The sequence below is a fragment of the Leptospira semungkisensis genome, from assembly GCF_004770055.1.
Classification (GTDB): Bacteria; Spirochaetota; Leptospiria; order Leptospirales; family Leptospiraceae; genus Leptospira_B; species Leptospira_B semungkisensis.
On the sequence record NZ_RQEP01000010.1, the window covers coordinates 84852 to 102007 of the forward strand.

Consider the following 17156-nt stretch of genomic DNA (forward strand, 5'->3'; position numbering starts at 1 on the left):
TTATTTTGCACCAGTATGAGGAATCGTTTAGAAATGCCTTTTATTTAAAGGCAGCGACAGCATCCGGCTCGTTATCAAAGATCTCGAAGAAGGATGTTAATTTGGTTAATTCAAATACCTTTCTTACGGAACCAGCAACGTTTATGATTTTAAGGCCACCCTGATATTTCTTTAAATTAGAGAGGCTGGAAATCAAAGCTCCGATTCCGGAAGAGTCAATGTATGAAACCTTTTCCAGGTTAATAATCGTGTAATATTTCTGCTCTTCAATGAGCTTTGCGATCACATCCTTAATTTCAGGGGCGTTATATAAATCGATCTCCCCGTTAATGTCCAGAATTACGATGTTACCGCTTTCCCTTCTGGTGATTTCCATAAAAAATCAGCAACTCCTTTATATCTCTATTTGAACCATCCTACAATAGGGGGGTCATTCTCTATATAGTCAACGAGAAATTTCCGGTCTTTCGTACAAATTTTTCCATTTAAAGAAAAACTCGCTGAATTTTCCAACTTCGATCGAAAGCCTTAACTCTTTCATGAACTTTTTCATAAAACTCAGATTGTGGTACGTACTCAAGGAGAAAGCACTCAGTTCTTTCACATGATGCAGGTGACGAATATATCCAACACTGTATCTTTTGCACACTCTGCACTCGCATTCCGGGTCCATCGGCTCGTCGGAAAACTTCCATTTCTCATTTCTGAGATTCATTTTTCCTCTCGAGGTGAAGACTTGACCGTTTCTAGCGTTGCGCGTCGGAAGAACACAGTCAAACATGTCGACTCCGTTGCGAACTCCTTCTAAAATATCAGGAACGGTTCCCACTCCCATGAGATAAAGTGGTCTGGATTTGTCGGTGTGAGGAGCAATTCCTTCCATGGTGCGGATGAAATCAGGGCGAGGCTCTCCCACTGAGAGTCCACCGATCGCAATTCCCGAAAAAGGAAGAGAGGCAATCTTAGAAAGACTCTCCAATCTTAGATCCAAATTCGTTCCACCTTGGAAGATACCGAATAAGTTTTGTTTTCCCTTATCCTTCTCCCAATAAGAAACAGCCGCCTCCGCCCATCGATGAGTGCGATCCAGAGATTCTTTGATCCGAGCGGTGTCCGCGTCACCCGGAGGGCAATCATCTAACACCATCATAATGTCGGAACCGATCGCTCTTTGGATATCGATCACCTTCTCCGGTGTGAAAAAATGAGGACTGCCATCAATATGGGATCTGAACTCGACACCTTCCTTCTTGAATTTCACGAGAGAATTCAGACTGAATACCTGAAAGCCTCCGCTGTCTGTGAGAAGAGCCTTGTTGTAAGAAACGAAATTCTTGAGCCCGCCGAATTTTTGGAGCACGTCCATTCCGGGGCGAAGATAGAGATGGTATGTGTTTCCGAGAATAAGTTCGAAGCCTAACTCGTCCAGATCGTCCGAATCCAGGGACTTAACAGCGCCTCTTGTTCCTACCGGCATAAAGACCGGTGTCGGGATTTCGATTCCGTTTAGATCTAAGCTTCCGGTTCTTGCGTGAGAATTTGGATCAGAAATTCCAGGACGGAAAATCATTTTCTGTTGGGACAATTCGGATCCAAACAGGTGCCATAAATATTCAGGCTATGCCCGGTGATCTTGAAACCGTTGCTCGCAGCAGCTTGCTCTTGCAATTGTTCGATCCTCTCATCCACAAATTCTACAATCCTTCCGCAGTCTCTGCAGATAATATGGTCGTGATGAGTATGGCCTATGATATGTTCGTAGTATTTATAATCTTGGCCGAAGTTATGCTCTTGCAATAGCTTGGCCTCAACCATGATAGAAAGGATCCGATAGATCGTTGCCTTAGAGATCTTATCTCTTTGGTCCTTAAATTCTTCGAGCAAACCTTCTGCAGTGAAGTGATTGTGAAGAGAAAAGATGCGCTCAGCGACAAGCATCCTCTGGCTGGTAATTTTCAGACCCTTCTTCTGAAGATAATCCGAAAAAGTCTTCATTTCCATTCGAATGGAATCGTCTACGGTATTCAGAATTTCAGCTTCTCTATCTCTGTTCATGCGCCAAGTCTTTCCGCAATTTAAGATCCTGTTGTGAGAATTATCAAGTGGAATTTACATTTCAGAAACTGAAATAGAGATCAGTCCTCATCGTCTCCATCTACCTTACCGGCAATGGAATAATACCAGGCTCTTTCCAATTCTTCCGCGACCCGAACTGCTAAAATCTTAAGAAGTCGGGTCTGGGCCTGGCCTTCTGTTTCTATATAACCGACCTGATCAGAATAGATGATTCTGGCAGGGATCTCAGTTCTTTCTAAGGGAATTTTTTCTCCCCCAGCCTTCTGCAATTCAACCCGGCAGATCACAGTCATTTCTCTACTCAACTGCTGCCCCCCTTGGTCCAAAAGAGCACCGACTTGTTGGTAATGACTGATCTCTCCATAAATGCGATATGCTGCCTGGGACTTTTCCCTGGTTTGGATGAATCTTCCCCGATAATTGATCTCTTGCTTTACTAGATCCGAAAGTTGGGTATGCATAGCGATCCCGTAGGAATTATTCCGAAAGTTCTGAATATAAACGGTACGCTTTTCGTCAGGGATGGGGATCCCGTTTATCTTAGGAGGGTTCCCGGGCTCTCTGGTAAAATAAGTGCAGCCGAAGAAAAAGACGAGTAAAAGGCAGGAAAAAAACCGCATATCTTCAGGCTCTTCCAAGAGGACCCGGCTGCAAGAAAATTTCTAGGATTCGGGCTTTACATTTTCGAGGAACCGAATCTGAATTCGCAAATGGGAAAATCTTTCCAACAGAAAGGCAGGCATTCAATTTTCCTCCTCTCGATCTTTGGTCTTTCGATCTTCTTTCCTTTGAGGGAAGCAAGAACAGGAGAAACGGGAGCAAAACTCTCCTCGCTCTCTCCTCCTTCCGCTACTGGAGTTCCTACAAACAAGAAGAATGTATGGGATGATCTGAATCCGGAAGTTCTGAACGATCTGAATCAGTTGGGATTTCCTATGGAATTAGAAACTCCTATCTCCGGTTCTTATGCGGAATACAGAGTGCATCACTTGCATATGGGCTGTGATTTCAAGACTTTTCATGCAAACGGGATCTCTGCGATCTCTCCCGTAAGTGGATTTGTAGATTCTATCGGGCAGTCCACAAAAGGCTACGGCACAAATATCGTTTTAAAGTCTTCTTCTTCTAATCTGAAAGCAAAGTTTGCTCACCTGCTCGACTTCAAAGGATATAGAAAGGATCTGGAATTACTGAGAGAGGCCTTGGCTCTTTTGAGCGGCGGGGAATTTCAAGTAAAACTTGCAGGAAGCCAGTATCCTATTCCTAAGGGAGAAGCTGTTGCAAGATTAGGAGAATCAGGAACTGGGGTCAGCCATCTTCATTTCGAATTGCATCTTCCCAGTGGGACCTTGAATCCTCTTTCCTATCTTCCTTTACGGGGGAAGGATCAGTATCCGCCTGAGTTACTACTGCTCTATGTAGATTCTGAAGACGGAACCCAACTTAGATTACCTTTGGAGAAGAAGGCAGAAGGTCAATATAGACTTCCGGAAGGACAGAAACTGAATTTGGGAGGAGGAGTTCGATTCAGGATCGGTGCCTATGACCAGATGACGTCCCGCAATAAAAATAATCTATTCTTTGCAGGACTCTACCAAGGAGATACTTCTTTGTATGAAAGGTCTTTCCAAGGAATGAGTTACGAAGAAGCAAGAGCTCATCAAGATATATTCGATTCCAATCGCTCTTCTTTAAATCCTCCTGTTTATGTTTACAATCTCTTTCCACCCAAAGGACCGAGCGTAGATCTAAAATTACATCCGGTTGGGGCAACAGTCTCTCTAACCCTCAAGGCATCCGATCACGCAGGAAATCAGTCCATTCTTCCCTTGGAGATAGAAGTGGGAGCTCCGGGAACAAAGAAATCCTCCATTACAAAAACTGAATTTACTTCTCCGGATGGACTTCTCAAGATCAAGACTCCAGCAAAAACTACCTACGGACAAGGAGCCCTCAGTTTCAAAAAGATTCCTGCATTAACCGAAGAATTGAAGCTTCCACAAGGGTTGCAGTCCAAGTCCTCTATTTACGAATTAGAATCCTCCGATCTTTCCTGGGTGGGAGAAGCGGAACTGACTTGGAAAGGGATCAATTTGGGAAGAAAGGATGGGATCTATATTTACGACAGAGCTGCGAAACGGTGGTCTGCACTTAAGCAAAAGGGACAGTCAGCCATGTTGACTAGACTGGGAGCCTTGGCAGTACTCACAGACGATGCTCGTCCTACGATCACTCATCCGTATCTAATCACCAGACATAGAAGAGTCAAAGGCGCAGAAGAAGAAGGTTGGGAAGAAAGATTATATTCTCTTACTGATGTCGGCTCGGGATACGCAGGAGGAGCTGAAGTATTGCTCGAAGGAGAAGCTTATCCTGGCGAATTTGATTCAGATAGAAAAATGCTTATCGTAAAGATCCCTAAAACGTTCTCTTCTTGGAAAAGAAATCTTTTACTACAAATTAGGATCAAGGATAGAGCCGGAAATATTTCGGATTGGTTTACGGACCTGATCCGTTTTTAAGAAGAATGCTTCAAAAACATACTCACTATAACCAACTCGCAGGACAAAAGATCCAAAGAAGCGAAGCGATCGCCGACGGAATCTTTGCAGTTGCATTGACTCTCTTGGTCTTGGACATACGGGTTCCATTAAAGGAAGCAATCCACTCCGAAGCGGATCTATGTTTTGCTCTGATTGCATTAGCACCTAAATTTTTGTCCTATCTCTTAAGTTTCGTGACTCTTGGGATCTTCTGGATGGCTCATACCGTGCAGTACACGTTTATTGTAAGAAGCGATCGGCATCTCACCTGGCTTTCCATTCTGTATTTATTATTCGTTTCCTTGCTGCCCTTCTCCACTTCTCTATTAAGCGAATACATGCATTATAAAATGGCGATCGGGATCTATTGGCTAAATATTTTTGCGTTAGGAGCTACGGTTTATCTGCATTGGAGATATGCTTATAAAAAGGATTTTCTCGATCCGGAAATCCCGAACAAGGCAGAAGTCAATCATGCCCAAACCCGTCGAATCCTTACTGCACAGACAATGTATGCGATTGCAGCAGCTCTCTGCTTTATTAATAATTATTTAAGTGTCTTGGTTACCTTTGCGATCCAATTAAATTATGCGATCGCTCCCAGATTTAAGAATAAGAAACTATAGGCAAAAAAATCCCCGCGAAAAGCGGGGATTTTTTCTCAAGTATCTTAAGCGAGTTAAGCTTAGTCTTGGTTTTGCAAAGAGTAACGGGAAATCTGCAATACCTTGAACTTGGTTTCTGCTCCTCCCAAATTCAACGCAGCGGTTTCTCCCACTTTCTTTCCTAAAAGGGATTTTGCCAAAGGAGACTGGTAAGAAATGATATTTCTTTCCGTATCGGCGTCCCAAGCTCCGAGAACGGAGTAGGTCAATTCCTCTCCGCTAGTCTCGTTCTTGAGCTTGATAGTTGTTCCGATATTGATTCGGTCTGTCTTCACGTTGGAAAGATCTAAAACTACGGCAGCTTTCAGTTCCGCTTCGAGTTTTTTGATCTGAGCCTGCAATTGAACCTGACGCTCCATTGCAGCCTTGTATTCCGCGTTCTCTCTTAAGTCCCCTCTTTCTTGGGCCTCTCCGATATCTCTGGAGTTTTCGAGCATCTCTACGTTTACAAGATGATCGAACTCGGCTTTTTTCGAGTTCAGAGCACGACGAGTAACGAGCACAGCGTTCTCAGGAATTCTAGAAAGAACATCCTCTTCTTCTTCATCATCATCCTCTTCTTCCCAGATAAGGTCCGGTTTCAAGGATTGGATCAAAGAGAGAAGTTTGTCCTTCTCGGTTTCTTCGATATAAGGTACTTCTCTATAAAGAGCGTATACTTTGCGAATGTATTCGGAGTCTCCGTTTTGGATCGCCTCGCTGATCACCGCTGCCTCATTTCCGAAAAGGATCTCTTGGCAGGTATTTTTCAGTTTAGTTCCCTTCTCCTCTATCTTGTTTAGAGGTTTGAGAAGACGAAGCACTCTCAAGATCATATCTTGTCTAGAAACGTGCATCCACTCTTCTTCCCAAGCTTTGGATAGAATGGATTTTGCGACCCAGAGGAACACTTCAGGATTCTCTTTTGCGCGGGTAGAAGCTGTTTCAATGAACAAGTTCAGTTCGGCAAATTTTCCGTCAGCTTCCAGAACGGAAACGACATACTTGTTATTCTTAACAGGAACCTCGAAGAGAAGTCCAACCAGGATATTCACCCAATCTGAGTGAGATTTTTTTACCAGATCCACGAAGGACTTCTTGATATCCAAGTTGGTGATCTTTGCAGAAGCTTCCAAAACCTCTTCTCTCTTCAGAGATTTTACGATTTTAGAAACATCGTCTTGCTTCTGGAATCTTTGGAAATCGTAAGGACTTCCGTCCTCTCCTTCCATAGTGGAAGCGACTTCTTCTAAATACAGATACGCAACGATCTTACGGAAAGAATCGTGAGTTTGCTCTTCTTCGAAATAATGATGAGCGAATGTATCGATTGCACTTTCTGCTTCTTCTTTGTTGCGAAGCGCTTCGATAGCGATATCCAGACGTTTAGAAGGATCGGTATTCGCGTTGAATTTCTCAGTTAATTCTTCTGCGTAAGTGATCGGCTTCTCTCTGTACCAGAGTTCGTCCTTCTTCTTAGGATTGAAGCCTAAGTTGTCCTCTTTCTTGATCACATTCTTGGCTTTATTCCACCACTTGGACCAGTCAGCAGCAGGGATGAATTTGCCGGCGATCTCAGCCTTCATCTCTGCGACCAGCATGTGGTTTTCGAAAGAAGTTAATAATTCTTTAAAGAAGCCAGGTAGATCATTTTCAAAGAGACTCACTACGGAGCCTTTGTCTTCGTAGAATCTTACCCAGATATGATCGCCTTTTAAAGGCTTAAGGCTGGTGATAGCCATTTGGATAGAGAGTTTATGGTTCTTCTTATCTTTGAAGTCTACAAAGATAGAATCTCCGTTAGGCGAAATAGATACGATCTTACCTACTCCCCAATTTCTATGAAGAACGTAGTTACCTGTATCGAATACGATATTTCTTTCGAAGTTGGAAATACAGACCTTAACAGGCTTTCTGTTATTTCCAAGCTCGGACATCTTGAGGAAGTCCTCAAGCAAGCTGTGATTTGCATACTTGAGTTTATAAACTCGGATGAGTTCGTTACGTGCCTTATTGGAAACAGGCTCGTGATCTAAGATTTTTTTCAGAAGATAGATCACTCTGTCCCAATCTTCTGTGATCTTGAAAGGCTCGACTAACGGATAAAGATATCCAGCTAAACGAGTCTTTTCTCTATGTCCTAGAAGAATACGTTCGATCTTTTCGACGAACTGAATATCGTCATAGCTATTGGTTACGAAAATAGACCAGATCTCTTCGAACTGATCATAATCTTTGGTCTTAGCAAAAGTCTCTAGCGCTTGCTTAAGATAAGTAACTGCCTTTTCCTTGTTCTCATCAAGGATAGCTAACGCATATTTCTTTGCGATCTCAGGATTCTTTCTGTCTTGCTTTGCAAGTTTCTCGAGAATAGGTTTGAGTTCTTTGTTTTTCTTGAGTTTTTCAAGAGCTTCTGCCTTGAAACGAAGAGCATAACGATCTTCACCGAACTTAAGAATATTGTCGGTGATATGTTCTATAATGACCCATTTAGCAGCTTGCTTGAATGAATCCAAAAGAGTTTTAAAATAACTTGCTGCATCTATACTTCCCTTCTGCAGTCCGAGAAGTCCTAACATATAACGAGCGGAAATGCTCTCCGGATGATCGGCTAGATGCTCTTCTATTTTAGTTTTTGCCGAATCAGAAAGTCCTGCGGAATTGAATGAATCGATGAGATCGTCGTATATTTTAAATTTTGAGGCGGGGATGGAATTTGCGTCGGAGCGTACATAGATCTCCTCGTTAAAAAGAGAAGTCAGCTTGTCCAGTTCGCTGGCAGGCTTTGTTTCCGCGGTTGTCGCAGTTTCGTTAGACATAGGAATTACTCCGCCGATGAGCTCGGCATTCAAAAATAGGTTCGGATGGGCGGTTTTTTGTCTTTTGGAGCCCTTTCTAAATCAATTATAGCAGCGTAGGCTTATCCGTAAACCAGAATTTGGGCTTACTCAGCCAGGGGTTATTTCTCTTATTACTTAGGGTAGAAATAAAAAACGCGGGCGAAAACCCGCGTTTTTGAGAGCGAAAGTAAGGGAATGTTCGGTATTACTTGTTACCGTTTCCTGCTCCCTCACATTCTTTCTCAGCCTTGACTTTTAACATTTTGTCAAGCTTACGTTTAGAACGGCAGTCATCCGCATCGAAATCGATGGAAGCTCCGTCAAAGTGAACTTCAAATACGTCAGAAAGAACTCTTAACTCATCGAAGAACAAGTATACGGTCTCTCCACTTGTATCTGGACGAGAACGAATCTTGAACTGTTTGAACACGAGAGTCTTCACTTGCGGGAAGGAATTTACGTCCTGAGGAACTCCAGGAGGGATCTCGAAAGTCAGAGGTCTCCATCCGATAAAGTCCAGATCTCCGAATTGGAAGATATGAGAATCGCCTTTCCAGTCTTCTAGCCAACCTTCTAAGTTGTACTCGTTTCCGCGTCCGCAAACCCATACAGATACTGCTTTCACGATCCCTGGGAATTCTACCCCGTAGATCTTGAACTCTTTGCGTTTGTTATTCGCGTCCAGGTACGCCATTTTACGAGTGATCTCGTATTCAGTAGTGCGAGGAGGGCGAAGAGATACAGAGTTATCTCCTGGGAAGGTGAAGGCAAACTTCACTCCTAATACTTTTCCTGTGCCTGCGTCTACGTTCTTGATATCTCCCGGTTTTCCAGGGATCAGTTTCACTTCTCTCAATGCCTGAGCGTTAGCTGCGGCAGGTTGGTATTGTGCAGTCTGTCCTTGTGGAACAAGAGTATCCTTGTCGGTGGTCATTTCCCAACCGTAAGGAGCAGAAGAAGGAGGATTGTCCCAAGATTCGACAGTGATGGAACGAAGCTCCATTCCACTCACGTCGATACCGGTAGGAGATTCGATCCCGCCTTTTTTCTTTTTGATAAATTGAGCGCTAACGGTTCCCAAGAGAAGGATCGTGGAAACACCCAAGGCTAGTGCTGCGGTAATTCTAATTTTTTTGCTGAGGTTTTTCATACGTCAATCCCTACCGAAAGATCACCAGTTGTCCTTGATTTCAGAACCAGGATACTTCGTATCAGATTTATCGGCGCGAACTTCCAAATCATCCACATAAAAGTAGAAGCTTCCTCCCACTTCGTGAACATCGCTCGTTACGAACATGGATACGAATCTAAGGTTCTTGTCTAATAATGCGAATCGAGTGCTTTGAGGAACGAATCCTGGAACAGTCGCAGTCAGTTTTCTCCAACCGAAATAGTCCAAGCGACCCATTCTGATATTGTGGGTCTTTCCTCTATAGTCTCTCAATTTCACGAAAAGAGTGTGACGGAACTTTCTTCCCAAGGCCCAAACGGAAACTTGGCGAGCTTTTCCTTTGATCACATATTCATGAGGAGGGAAAACTTCTACTCTGTCAAAACCTCTATCAGTGTAGTAGGTCTTGATACCAAGTATATGGTTCTTCTCCAATTGATCTCCCCCGTTATCAGGAACAGTATTCTCGTCGAATACGTCTCTGATCAGTCCTCTTTGGACCATCTTGAGGGTCTTTGTCTCGCCCAGAGGAGTCGTAGACCTGGCTCTCCAGTCCTCAGACTCTTCGAAGTTCTCGAGTATTATTTTCTCCAGGGGATCCTGAGTTTGGCCCGCTTGGCCGCCTTGGTTCCCTCCAGCAGGCTGTTGCTGGCCAGAAGTACCGGCTAAAGCCAAGAAAAAGAGAACGGTAGCTAAAAAGTACTTCTTTTTCCCCATGAGAATATCTCCTAAAAGATTTAGTGCAATCCTATCTAATTCCGAGAGGTTGGAAAGTCTGCCTCGGTAAGTTCTCCGTCCTGAATCAGGTCTTGGAACTTGCGAAGAACCTCAATCATTCTGCCAACACCTTCGGCTGGAATGAATATAGAGGATTTTTTGCTATTGGACCATTCGGAAACTTTTAAATAGTATCCGTTTTCGTTCCGTTTCAGATCGACCAGAAATTTTTTGTTCTGAGTAGCGACCTTCTCCGTTAGGATCTCGGGGTCCAAATAGATCTCTCCTTCCCGTCTCTGTGTTTAAATATCGGTAGTCGAAGTTCCAAAATTAGCCAAGTAAAAAGTTTTTTGCGCGGTTAAAGAAAAAATCGCGAGTTTTGTTCTCCCCACCCTGCTTTGGGTGGGGGCCGGAGTGGTGGTACCCCGCTCCGGGGCGCAATTCACTCACCCAACACAAAATTCCCTTCTGGACAAGGTCTTTTTCGGCCCAACCTTCAATGTGGGAACTCTTGTACAATCGAATTGGGACATAAATCGGGGGAAAACTAGGAATTTAGGAATTGGACAGTCTTCTTCTCCAGATAATCACCCCGATGATCCAGAGATAATTCAGAACGAGAAGTCCGGAAATTCCTAAAATTCCCATATTTACCAAAACTCCTTCCGGATTTGAAATCGGAAGTAGGATCTTTGGGCTCTGGGGAACTGCAAATCCGTATTTCTTCCCGGCATCCTGGACCGCCTCCGAATAATAGGAATACAATCCGGATGCGGACAGAGACTCTCCTACCCTGGGATTCTGCTTCTCCCAATCGCAAACTTTCTCTGAGAGCTGGGGACAGGCAGCCCAGACATGCACTTGCTCTCCTTCTTTCCAGTCATTCGCCACCCAAGGAGCCACATGAAAATATAAAGGTTTCGTAATAGAACCGGGAGCCTTGGTTTTCAGGATGGCCGTCTTCAGAAGCTGATACTTATATAAGAACTTGGAATTTGTGAATCGAAAGATCCTTGAACTTAAGATCCCCGAATCTGCCTGCAAGATAGTCTGTTCCGGGGTTTGCAATCCTAAGAAGAATCCGAATGCATGGCTTAAATAGAGTGCAGACAATGGTCCGGATAAGAATCCCAAGAATAATGCGAAGAAGATCGTATTTCCGTAAAACTTAGTAAGCTTCAGAGTCAGAAAGAATAAGGGTAAAAACAAAAGTCCTAAAAACGAAATCGTCGAGAACACGGTTCCGAATAAACCTACAGGAAGGAATAAAGCCGCCATTCCATTAACAAATAGAAGGCCAAGCCCTAATAGTTTCCAGGGAGGATCCGGTCTCCTTGGCTTTTGGTTTTCCCAATTTTTTACTAACGCGAGCATGTTCTATCACTCGACCTAAGATCTTACAGAGAGTCGGCATTCACCGAAAATATTCCCAGATAAGACCTCGTCGTTTTTCTTATTCTACGACGACTGAAGAAGAAAATCTACTCCAGATTTTTGCAGCCTCGGATTCTAATCTAAGCGGATAGGCCAAAGAAAAAAGCATCCCTCTTCCGCCTCTTAAATAAAATCTTTCCAAGACCACGATTTTACTCTTTCTTCCGTCTGGGGAAACATAATCAAAGTCCGTACGATAGGAATCACCTTCCTTCTTTCGCAGATAATTCAATTCCCTCATCGTTCTTTGGTTAATTCCTCTTAGAGAATCCCAGATCTTATAATAACTTTGTGCATCGAATGCTTGCGGATGATAATGCAATGTGGTTCCGATCGTAAACACAATACGATCCGGTCGAAAGAACAATAATCCTTCGCTACTCTTTCTATATTCTTTTTCCCAAGTATCCGGTTCGTTCTCTACAGGAAAACTTTTGTGAAATCTATGGACCTGCCAAAGAAAATCAGGATCTTCTCCAGAGTATTCTTTGTCCTGGTCAGGAAATAAATACGCAAAATCTGAACTCAGATCGAATGAATAAGCGAAATCATTGCTCTTGATCTTTAACACGGAAGGATCCCAACAACCGAATGGATCTGTCAGTCTTTGGAGTTCCTTTTCCTTGTGTGAGTATTGACTTAGAAATTTTCCAAGAAGCTTTGCAGTTTTTTCAAACGCTTCCGGCACAAGCTTTCCATATCTAAGACGGTAACAATACATGGAACCTTTGAGCAATCGGATTGCTGAGTAAGGATTGCCATGTTTCTGAAGACCTTCCGCCTCACTATAGTGTAGATCTAATTCGGATCTACTCGGAAACACTTCCTTGTATTGCCGATCTAGGATCATTTCCACATGACCGTCTTTATAGAATCTGTAATTTCGAGAACGAGAGTCTGTCTTCCAAACATAGTGTTCGCTCAGACGGAATGCACCTTGCAACCTGTTGTGCAACAGTTCTTCTTTTTTATCCTGATCTGCAAACCAAGGCTGGCGCAAAAGAGGATCAATTTCCTTCTCCTGAGCCATCGCCTCATTAGAAATCAATAGAAAGATAAAAAATGAAAATAGAATCGCCCGGTGTTTTTCAAGAGAAGAAAGAAATCGGAGAAGCCACATAGATAGGATCTTAAAAAAGACCTTCCAATTCCCGCAAAGAACTGATGCCTATGATCTCCAGTCCTGGGATCTTTTCGAGTTCGGAAAGATTTCCTTTAGGAAGGAACACTCTTTCGATCCCGACTCCTTTCAATTCCTTCAAACGAATGGAAACCTGCCCGACAGATCGAACTTCTCCAGAAAGACCGACTTCTCCAATAACTGCAGATCCCGACTTTACCGGTTTCTCCGTATAACTAGAAAGAATGGAGGCACAGATCGCAAGATCCAAGGCGGGTTCATCGATCTGCAGTCCTCCTGCAAGATTTCCGAATATATCACATTCTGATAATGTATGTCCTAGATACTTTTCAATCACTGCAGCAAGAAGGATCAATCTTCTGGTGTCCGGACCTTCTGCCATTCTGCGAGCCTGGGAATAATTTGTTCTGCTGACTAAGGCTTGCACTTCTACACTAAGAGCTCTGCTTCCTTCTAAAACGGAACTGATGACTGAACCGCTTTTTCCCTCAGTCAGTGAACTGATAAAGACTCTTTGCCTGTCCTTTACTTCCTTCAGTCCGGACTCCAGCATTTCAAAAACAGCCAGATCTCCGACGGCGCCAAATCTGTTTTTAACAGCTCTTAATAAGCGAAAATAATTTAGCTTGTCCCCTTCGAAATAAAGAACTGTATCCACCAAATGTTCCAATACCTTAGGACCAGCAATAGCGCCATCCTTTGTGATATGGCCGGTCATGATGATTGGAATTCCAGTACGCTTTGCAGTCTCTAAAAGAACTTGGGTGCATTCTCTCAACTGAGTAACAGTTCCTGCTTGGTTCGGAAGAGCTTCTCTTGTAAGGGTTTGGATGGAATCCACAAAGACTAGATCGGGAGAAACATCCTCGATCATCGCTGAAATATTCTCCGCGTATGTCTCGGAGGAAAGAAGCAGATCCGAAGAAAGGACTCCCATTCTCGCCGCCCGAAGTCCCACTTGGGCGGAGGATTCCTCTCCAGATATATAAAGAATTTTGCAACCGTTAGAGATCAGACTTCGGCTGATCTCTAAGACCAAGGTGGACTTACCTACTCCTGGTTCTCCTCCGATCAGGATCAAACTTCCGGGGACTAGTCCTCCGCCTAAGACCAGATCCATTTCGGATAGGCCCGTTAATAGCCGCTTGGTATTGTCCGCAGGAATGGAATCTATAGGAAGAGGATCCTTATAGCTTGCAGTCTTTTTAAAAGAAGAAGCGGAACTGGAAGAGAAACGATCCCCTCCCGATTCTTCTACAATCGTGTTCCACTTGCCGCAAGAATCGCATTTGCCTGCCCAACGGGAATATTCCTGCCCGCAGGACTGGCACAGAAAAACTTTTGTGAGCTTCTTCTTCAATGCTCGAAGAGAGTCTCCATTTCCAACCAATCGATTTGGTTGAAAACGGGAAGGCAAAGGAAGGCCTCCTGAGCCAGTTCGTATCTTCCTTCTCGGATCAAGATCTGAGTCAGTTTCTGGGATAAGGAGATCAAAAAGAGAACATCGCCGGAAGCATAATCAACCTGATCCTTGGTTAGAGTCTTTGCTCCCCAATCCGAGGATTGGTTTTTCTTATCCAAAACTTCGTCAAAGAATTCTCGGATCAGATCCTTGAGTCCGTGCCTATCAGTATATGTGCGTGCCAATTTAGAAGCGATCTTTGTACAGAAGACTCCCTTAGTAGCAATTCCAAGTCGATAACGTAAAAATAATGTATCCATCCTAGCAAAATGGAATACTTTCACGATCTCCGGATTTTCGAATAATTGCTTGAGACGAGGAGCATCCTTTTGGTCAGGCAGGATCTGCACAAGACTCACTCGATTCTTAGAATCACAGATCTGGACCACGCAAAGACGGTCCCTTCTAGGATTCAAACCCATCATTTCGCAATCCACAGATAAATGATCGTCTGCAAGATATTCCTTGAATCTTTCTTCAGAAAGATCTCCCGGAAATAGATCGGGTTTTGTAGTCGGTCTGTTGGATGCCATAAAGCCAAAATAATGAGAATCGGATCTACGGTCCGCAAGAAAAGTCCGTTTTCCTTCCTGGTTTTTTTCCTTTTCTATCTTTGGAAGATGGAAACCATCGTCATAAAATGAAAGCTATTCTCCGCACTCGTATCTACGAAGAAGAACGAAAATCACAATTCCAATTTGCTCCCGGGAAATCCGAAAGCCTAAGCGATTGTGGGAACTATAAGTTTTATTTTAAATTAGTAAAATCTGCCGGAAAATCCACGTATTCTCCCGTATTAGAATGGATCGCTGAGCGCAGACCACAAGCAGGCTTGGAACTCTTGACCTTAGAGTGGGAACTTCCCTCTCACGAGATCAAGGAAGGAAGGATCTTTCGCCATGGATACCAATCCTGGAGTCTCTCCGCTTCCGAAGATCTGAAGGATCCGGACTTTTCTCCTAAGCTTTCCTTCTTACAATATTCCCAAGAAAACATTTATTCGGAACATGCAGCAGAACCTGGCAACTGGATCTCGGAGGCTTATGTTCTACTTCTTCCAAAAGAAGAAGGAAGCAAATATTTCGCGGGAGCGATCTCTAAAGGAGAAGAAGGAGTCAAATTCAAGATTATCACCAATCCTTCTTCCAAGAAAACGAACTCAGAAATTCTGACGGGAGATATCAGAGTAGTTTATGATTTCTTTCGCTTTGAAGATTTTAAAGGAAATAAACTCGCACTCACTCAAATCCGCGTTTCCAGATTCACTGGAGAAGAAGCTGTCTTCTTAAAGAGCTATTTTGCTGAACTAGGCAAAAACCTAAAAGTGAAACTTCCGGAGACACCTGTGCCCACGGGTTGGTGCTCTTGGTATCACTATTATACTAAGATTTCCGAAAAGATTATATTACAAAATTTGAAAGAACTTAGGAGCAAGAATCTCGGCCTGAAAGTATTTCAGATCGACGACGGATACCAAAAAGAGATCGGGGATTGGTTGGAAACAAACGATCGTTTTCCTGGTGGGATGGGATTATTATCCGATGCGATCCAATCCGAAAAGTTGATCCCTGGGATCTGGCTTGCTCCTTTCTTAGTCCGCAAAAAATCCAAATTCTTTCAGAAATTCCCGGAAGCAGTCTTGAAAGATAGAGATGGCAATCCAGTCCCAGCACTCTGGAATCCACTTTGGGGAGCAGACTATACCTACACTTTAGATGTGACCCATCCTGCCTCTAAGGAATTTCTCACGAATGTGATCCGCACCTTTGTAAAAGAATACGGATACAAATATTTGAAATTGGACTTCTTGTATTCTGCTCTTCTTCCCGGTTGGACCTACGATAGAGATCTTTCTCCTCATACTCGTTACATGGAGGCAATTCGTCTCATCCGAAAGGCGGCAGGTAAGGATGTATTTTTGCTTGGCTGCGGAGCGCCGATGCTTCCCTCTATCGGGCTCTTCGATGCGATGAGAATTTCCTGCGATGTAGCGCCTTTCTGGTATAGAGAAAAAGTAAGGATCCTTGCCAAGGATAGGAACGGACTCTGCACGGAAAGAGCACTGATCAACGATATCACTCGTTCTTCGATGCACAGAACTCTCTGGCTGAATGATCCGGACTGTTTATTGGTCCGCCAAAAGAAGAATAAGATGACCGAAGGCCAGACCAAGATCATGGCGAATATCATGTCCGTTTCTGGAGGAATGCTATTCGTATCCGACGAGCTTGCACTTCTGAGCAAGGAGAGACAGGCCCTTCTGCAGAAGGCCTTGAACTTGCAGGCAAAATGCCGTACTAAGACCCCTCTTCCTATCGGTTTGGGTCCAGAGTTTTTTCCGAATGCGATGTACAATCCTGCAGGATTCCTAGGTATTTGGAATCCAAGCGATGAGAAGAAGGAGATCCAACTTTCTCTCTTCTTTCCTTGGGATAAAAAAAATACGGTGGATTACTGGACTGGAGAAACTCCGAAGTCTCTGGAAATAGATTCTAGAAAAAAATTATTACAAATTACCCTAGAGCCTTGGTCTACGGTGACCCTTCATTCCGGAAAACAAAGTTGACTCTCTTTGAATTTAACTTCAAAATTGGCCCGGCGTGCCTGAAACATTCTTCTCTGTTTAAAACGAGAAAGGGCCGCCAAGAGGTATATCAATGAAGTATTTCCAAAAAGTCCTAGGAGTGAGCGTGCTTTTACTCGGCCTTGTCGGGTTTCAAAACTGTTTCATCTTAGACATCATCACTTCCACTTCTCAATCGATTTCTAAATCTTCGGATTCCTTGGATAGCATTTCCAAATCCATTATTTCGGTCCTATCTTCTGTATCTTCTTCTTCGGCAGACAAGGCGGCTCAGAAGAAAGTTTACCAAAAAGAAGTGGAGACTCTGACACTATTCCATCTTCAAAATGGACCTTCTTCTGAATTCAGATCCGATCTAGCAGAAATCGCTGCTAAGAATGGAGTCATCAACTGGAGAAGTTCCGAAGACACATACGTTTCTATCGGAAGAGGACTTAAGAAAGCAGGGATCAGCGACGAGCAGTTCAAGAATTTCGCGGCACCAATCGCAAATTCCCGCCCTTCTTTTGCAAAGGCATTAGAGAAAGGTTATCTTTCTCTCTAA

Annotated in this window: 16 protein-coding genes; 4 read left to right on the top strand and 12 right to left on the bottom strand. The window is 43.6% G+C overall.

The window, feature by feature from the left end:
• Positions 1-40 precede the first annotated feature (40 nt).
• The 4 genes from EHO59_RS08045 to lptE all read right to left on the bottom strand — a co-directional run bounded on the left by EHO59_RS08045 (position 41) and on the right by lptE (position 2696).
• Positions 41-376: an STAS domain-containing protein gene (locus EHO59_RS08045; RefSeq protein WP_016544043.1), complete on the bottom strand. Its 336-nt coding sequence runs from the start codon at positions 374-376 to the stop codon at positions 41-43.
• A 69-nt stretch (positions 377-445) separates the two neighbouring features.
• Entirely contained in the window at positions 446-1570 is a 1125-nt protein-coding gene (gene tgt, locus EHO59_RS08050) for a tRNA guanosine(34) transglycosylase Tgt (protein ID WP_167882083.1), read from the bottom strand.
• Positions 1567-2055: a Fur family transcriptional regulator gene (locus tag EHO59_RS08055; RefSeq protein WP_135586688.1), complete on the bottom strand. Its 489-nt coding sequence runs from the start codon at positions 2053-2055 to the stop codon at positions 1567-1569. Before EHO59_RS08055 ends, tgt begins: the two co-directional genes overlap by 4 nt.
• Before the next feature lie 80 nt (positions 2056-2135).
• A complete protein-coding gene (gene lptE / locus EHO59_RS08060; protein WP_135586690.1) occupies positions 2136-2696 on the bottom strand; it encodes an LPS assembly lipoprotein LptE in 561 nt (186 codons plus the stop codon).
• A gap of 90 nt (positions 2697-2786) precedes the next feature.
• On the opposite strand from lptE, the gene EHO59_RS08065 reads away from it, so the two are divergent.
• Positions 2787-4598 carry a M23 family metallopeptidase gene (locus tag EHO59_RS08065; protein ID WP_167882084.1) on the top strand — a complete coding sequence of 604 codons (1812 nt, stop codon included), beginning with the start codon at positions 2787-2789 and terminating at the stop codon, positions 4596-4598.
• A 5-nt stretch (positions 4599-4603) separates the two neighbouring features.
• Positions 4604-5245, top strand: coding sequence for a TMEM175 family protein (locus EHO59_RS08070; protein WP_135586692.1), 642 nt, complete (start codon positions 4604-4606; stop codon positions 5243-5245).
• A gap of 59 nt (positions 5246-5304) precedes the next feature.
• Here EHO59_RS08070 and greA read toward each other — a convergent pair whose 3' ends face one another.
• The 8 genes from greA to EHO59_RS08110 form a co-directional block, all read right to left on the bottom strand.
• On the bottom strand, positions 5305-8082 hold the full coding sequence (gene greA, locus EHO59_RS08075) for a transcription elongation factor GreA (protein WP_135586694.1): 2778 nt from the start codon (positions 8080-8082) through the stop codon (positions 5305-5307).
• 226 nt (positions 8083-8308) lie between these two features.
• The gene (gene flaA1, locus EHO59_RS08080) at positions 8309-9253 is read right to left on the bottom strand and encodes a flagellar filament outer layer protein FlaA1 (RefSeq protein WP_135586696.1); all 945 of its coding nucleotides are present in this window, start codon (positions 9251-9253) and stop codon (positions 8309-8311) included.
• A 21-nt stretch (positions 9254-9274) separates the two neighbouring features.
• Positions 9275-9991: a flagellar filament outer layer protein FlaA2 gene (flaA2, locus tag EHO59_RS08085; protein WP_135586698.1), complete on the bottom strand. Its 717-nt coding sequence runs from the start codon at positions 9989-9991 to the stop codon at positions 9275-9277.
• A gap of 35 nt (positions 9992-10026) precedes the next feature.
• Positions 10027-10266, bottom strand: coding sequence for a DNA-binding protein (locus tag EHO59_RS08090; RefSeq protein WP_135586700.1), 240 nt, complete (start codon positions 10264-10266; stop codon positions 10027-10029).
• A gap of 280 nt (positions 10267-10546) precedes the next feature.
• Entirely contained in the window at positions 10547-11365 is an 819-nt protein-coding gene (locus EHO59_RS08095) for a hypothetical protein (RefSeq protein ID WP_135586702.1), read from the bottom strand.
• Between the two features lie 79 nt (positions 11366-11444).
• Complete coding sequence (locus EHO59_RS08100) at positions 11445-12545, bottom strand: LIC10775 family protein (protein WP_135586704.1); 1101 nt, start codon at positions 12543-12545, stop codon at positions 11445-11447.
• Positions 12546-12555: 10 nt separating this feature from the next.
• A complete protein-coding gene (gene radA, locus EHO59_RS08105) occupies positions 12556-13926 on the bottom strand; it encodes a DNA repair protein RadA (protein WP_135586706.1) in 1371 nt (456 codons plus the stop codon).
• Positions 13923-14561, bottom strand: coding sequence for a ribonuclease D (locus EHO59_RS08110; protein ID WP_135586708.1), 639 nt, complete (start codon positions 14559-14561; stop codon positions 13923-13925). The genes radA and EHO59_RS08110 overlap by 4 nt, the downstream gene beginning before the upstream one ends.
• A gap of 107 nt (positions 14562-14668) precedes the next feature.
• On the opposite strand from EHO59_RS08110, the gene EHO59_RS08115 reads away from it, so the two are divergent.
• Both EHO59_RS08115 and EHO59_RS08120 read left to right on the top strand, forming a co-directional pair.
• Positions 14669-16594, top strand: coding sequence for a glycoside hydrolase family 36 protein (locus tag EHO59_RS08115; protein WP_135586710.1), 1926 nt, complete (start codon positions 14669-14671; stop codon positions 16592-16594).
• 91 nt (positions 16595-16685) lie between these two features.
• The gene (locus EHO59_RS08120) at positions 16686-17156 is read left to right on the top strand and encodes a putative lipoprotein (protein ID WP_135586712.1); all 471 of its coding nucleotides are present in this window, start codon (positions 16686-16688) and stop codon (positions 17154-17156) included.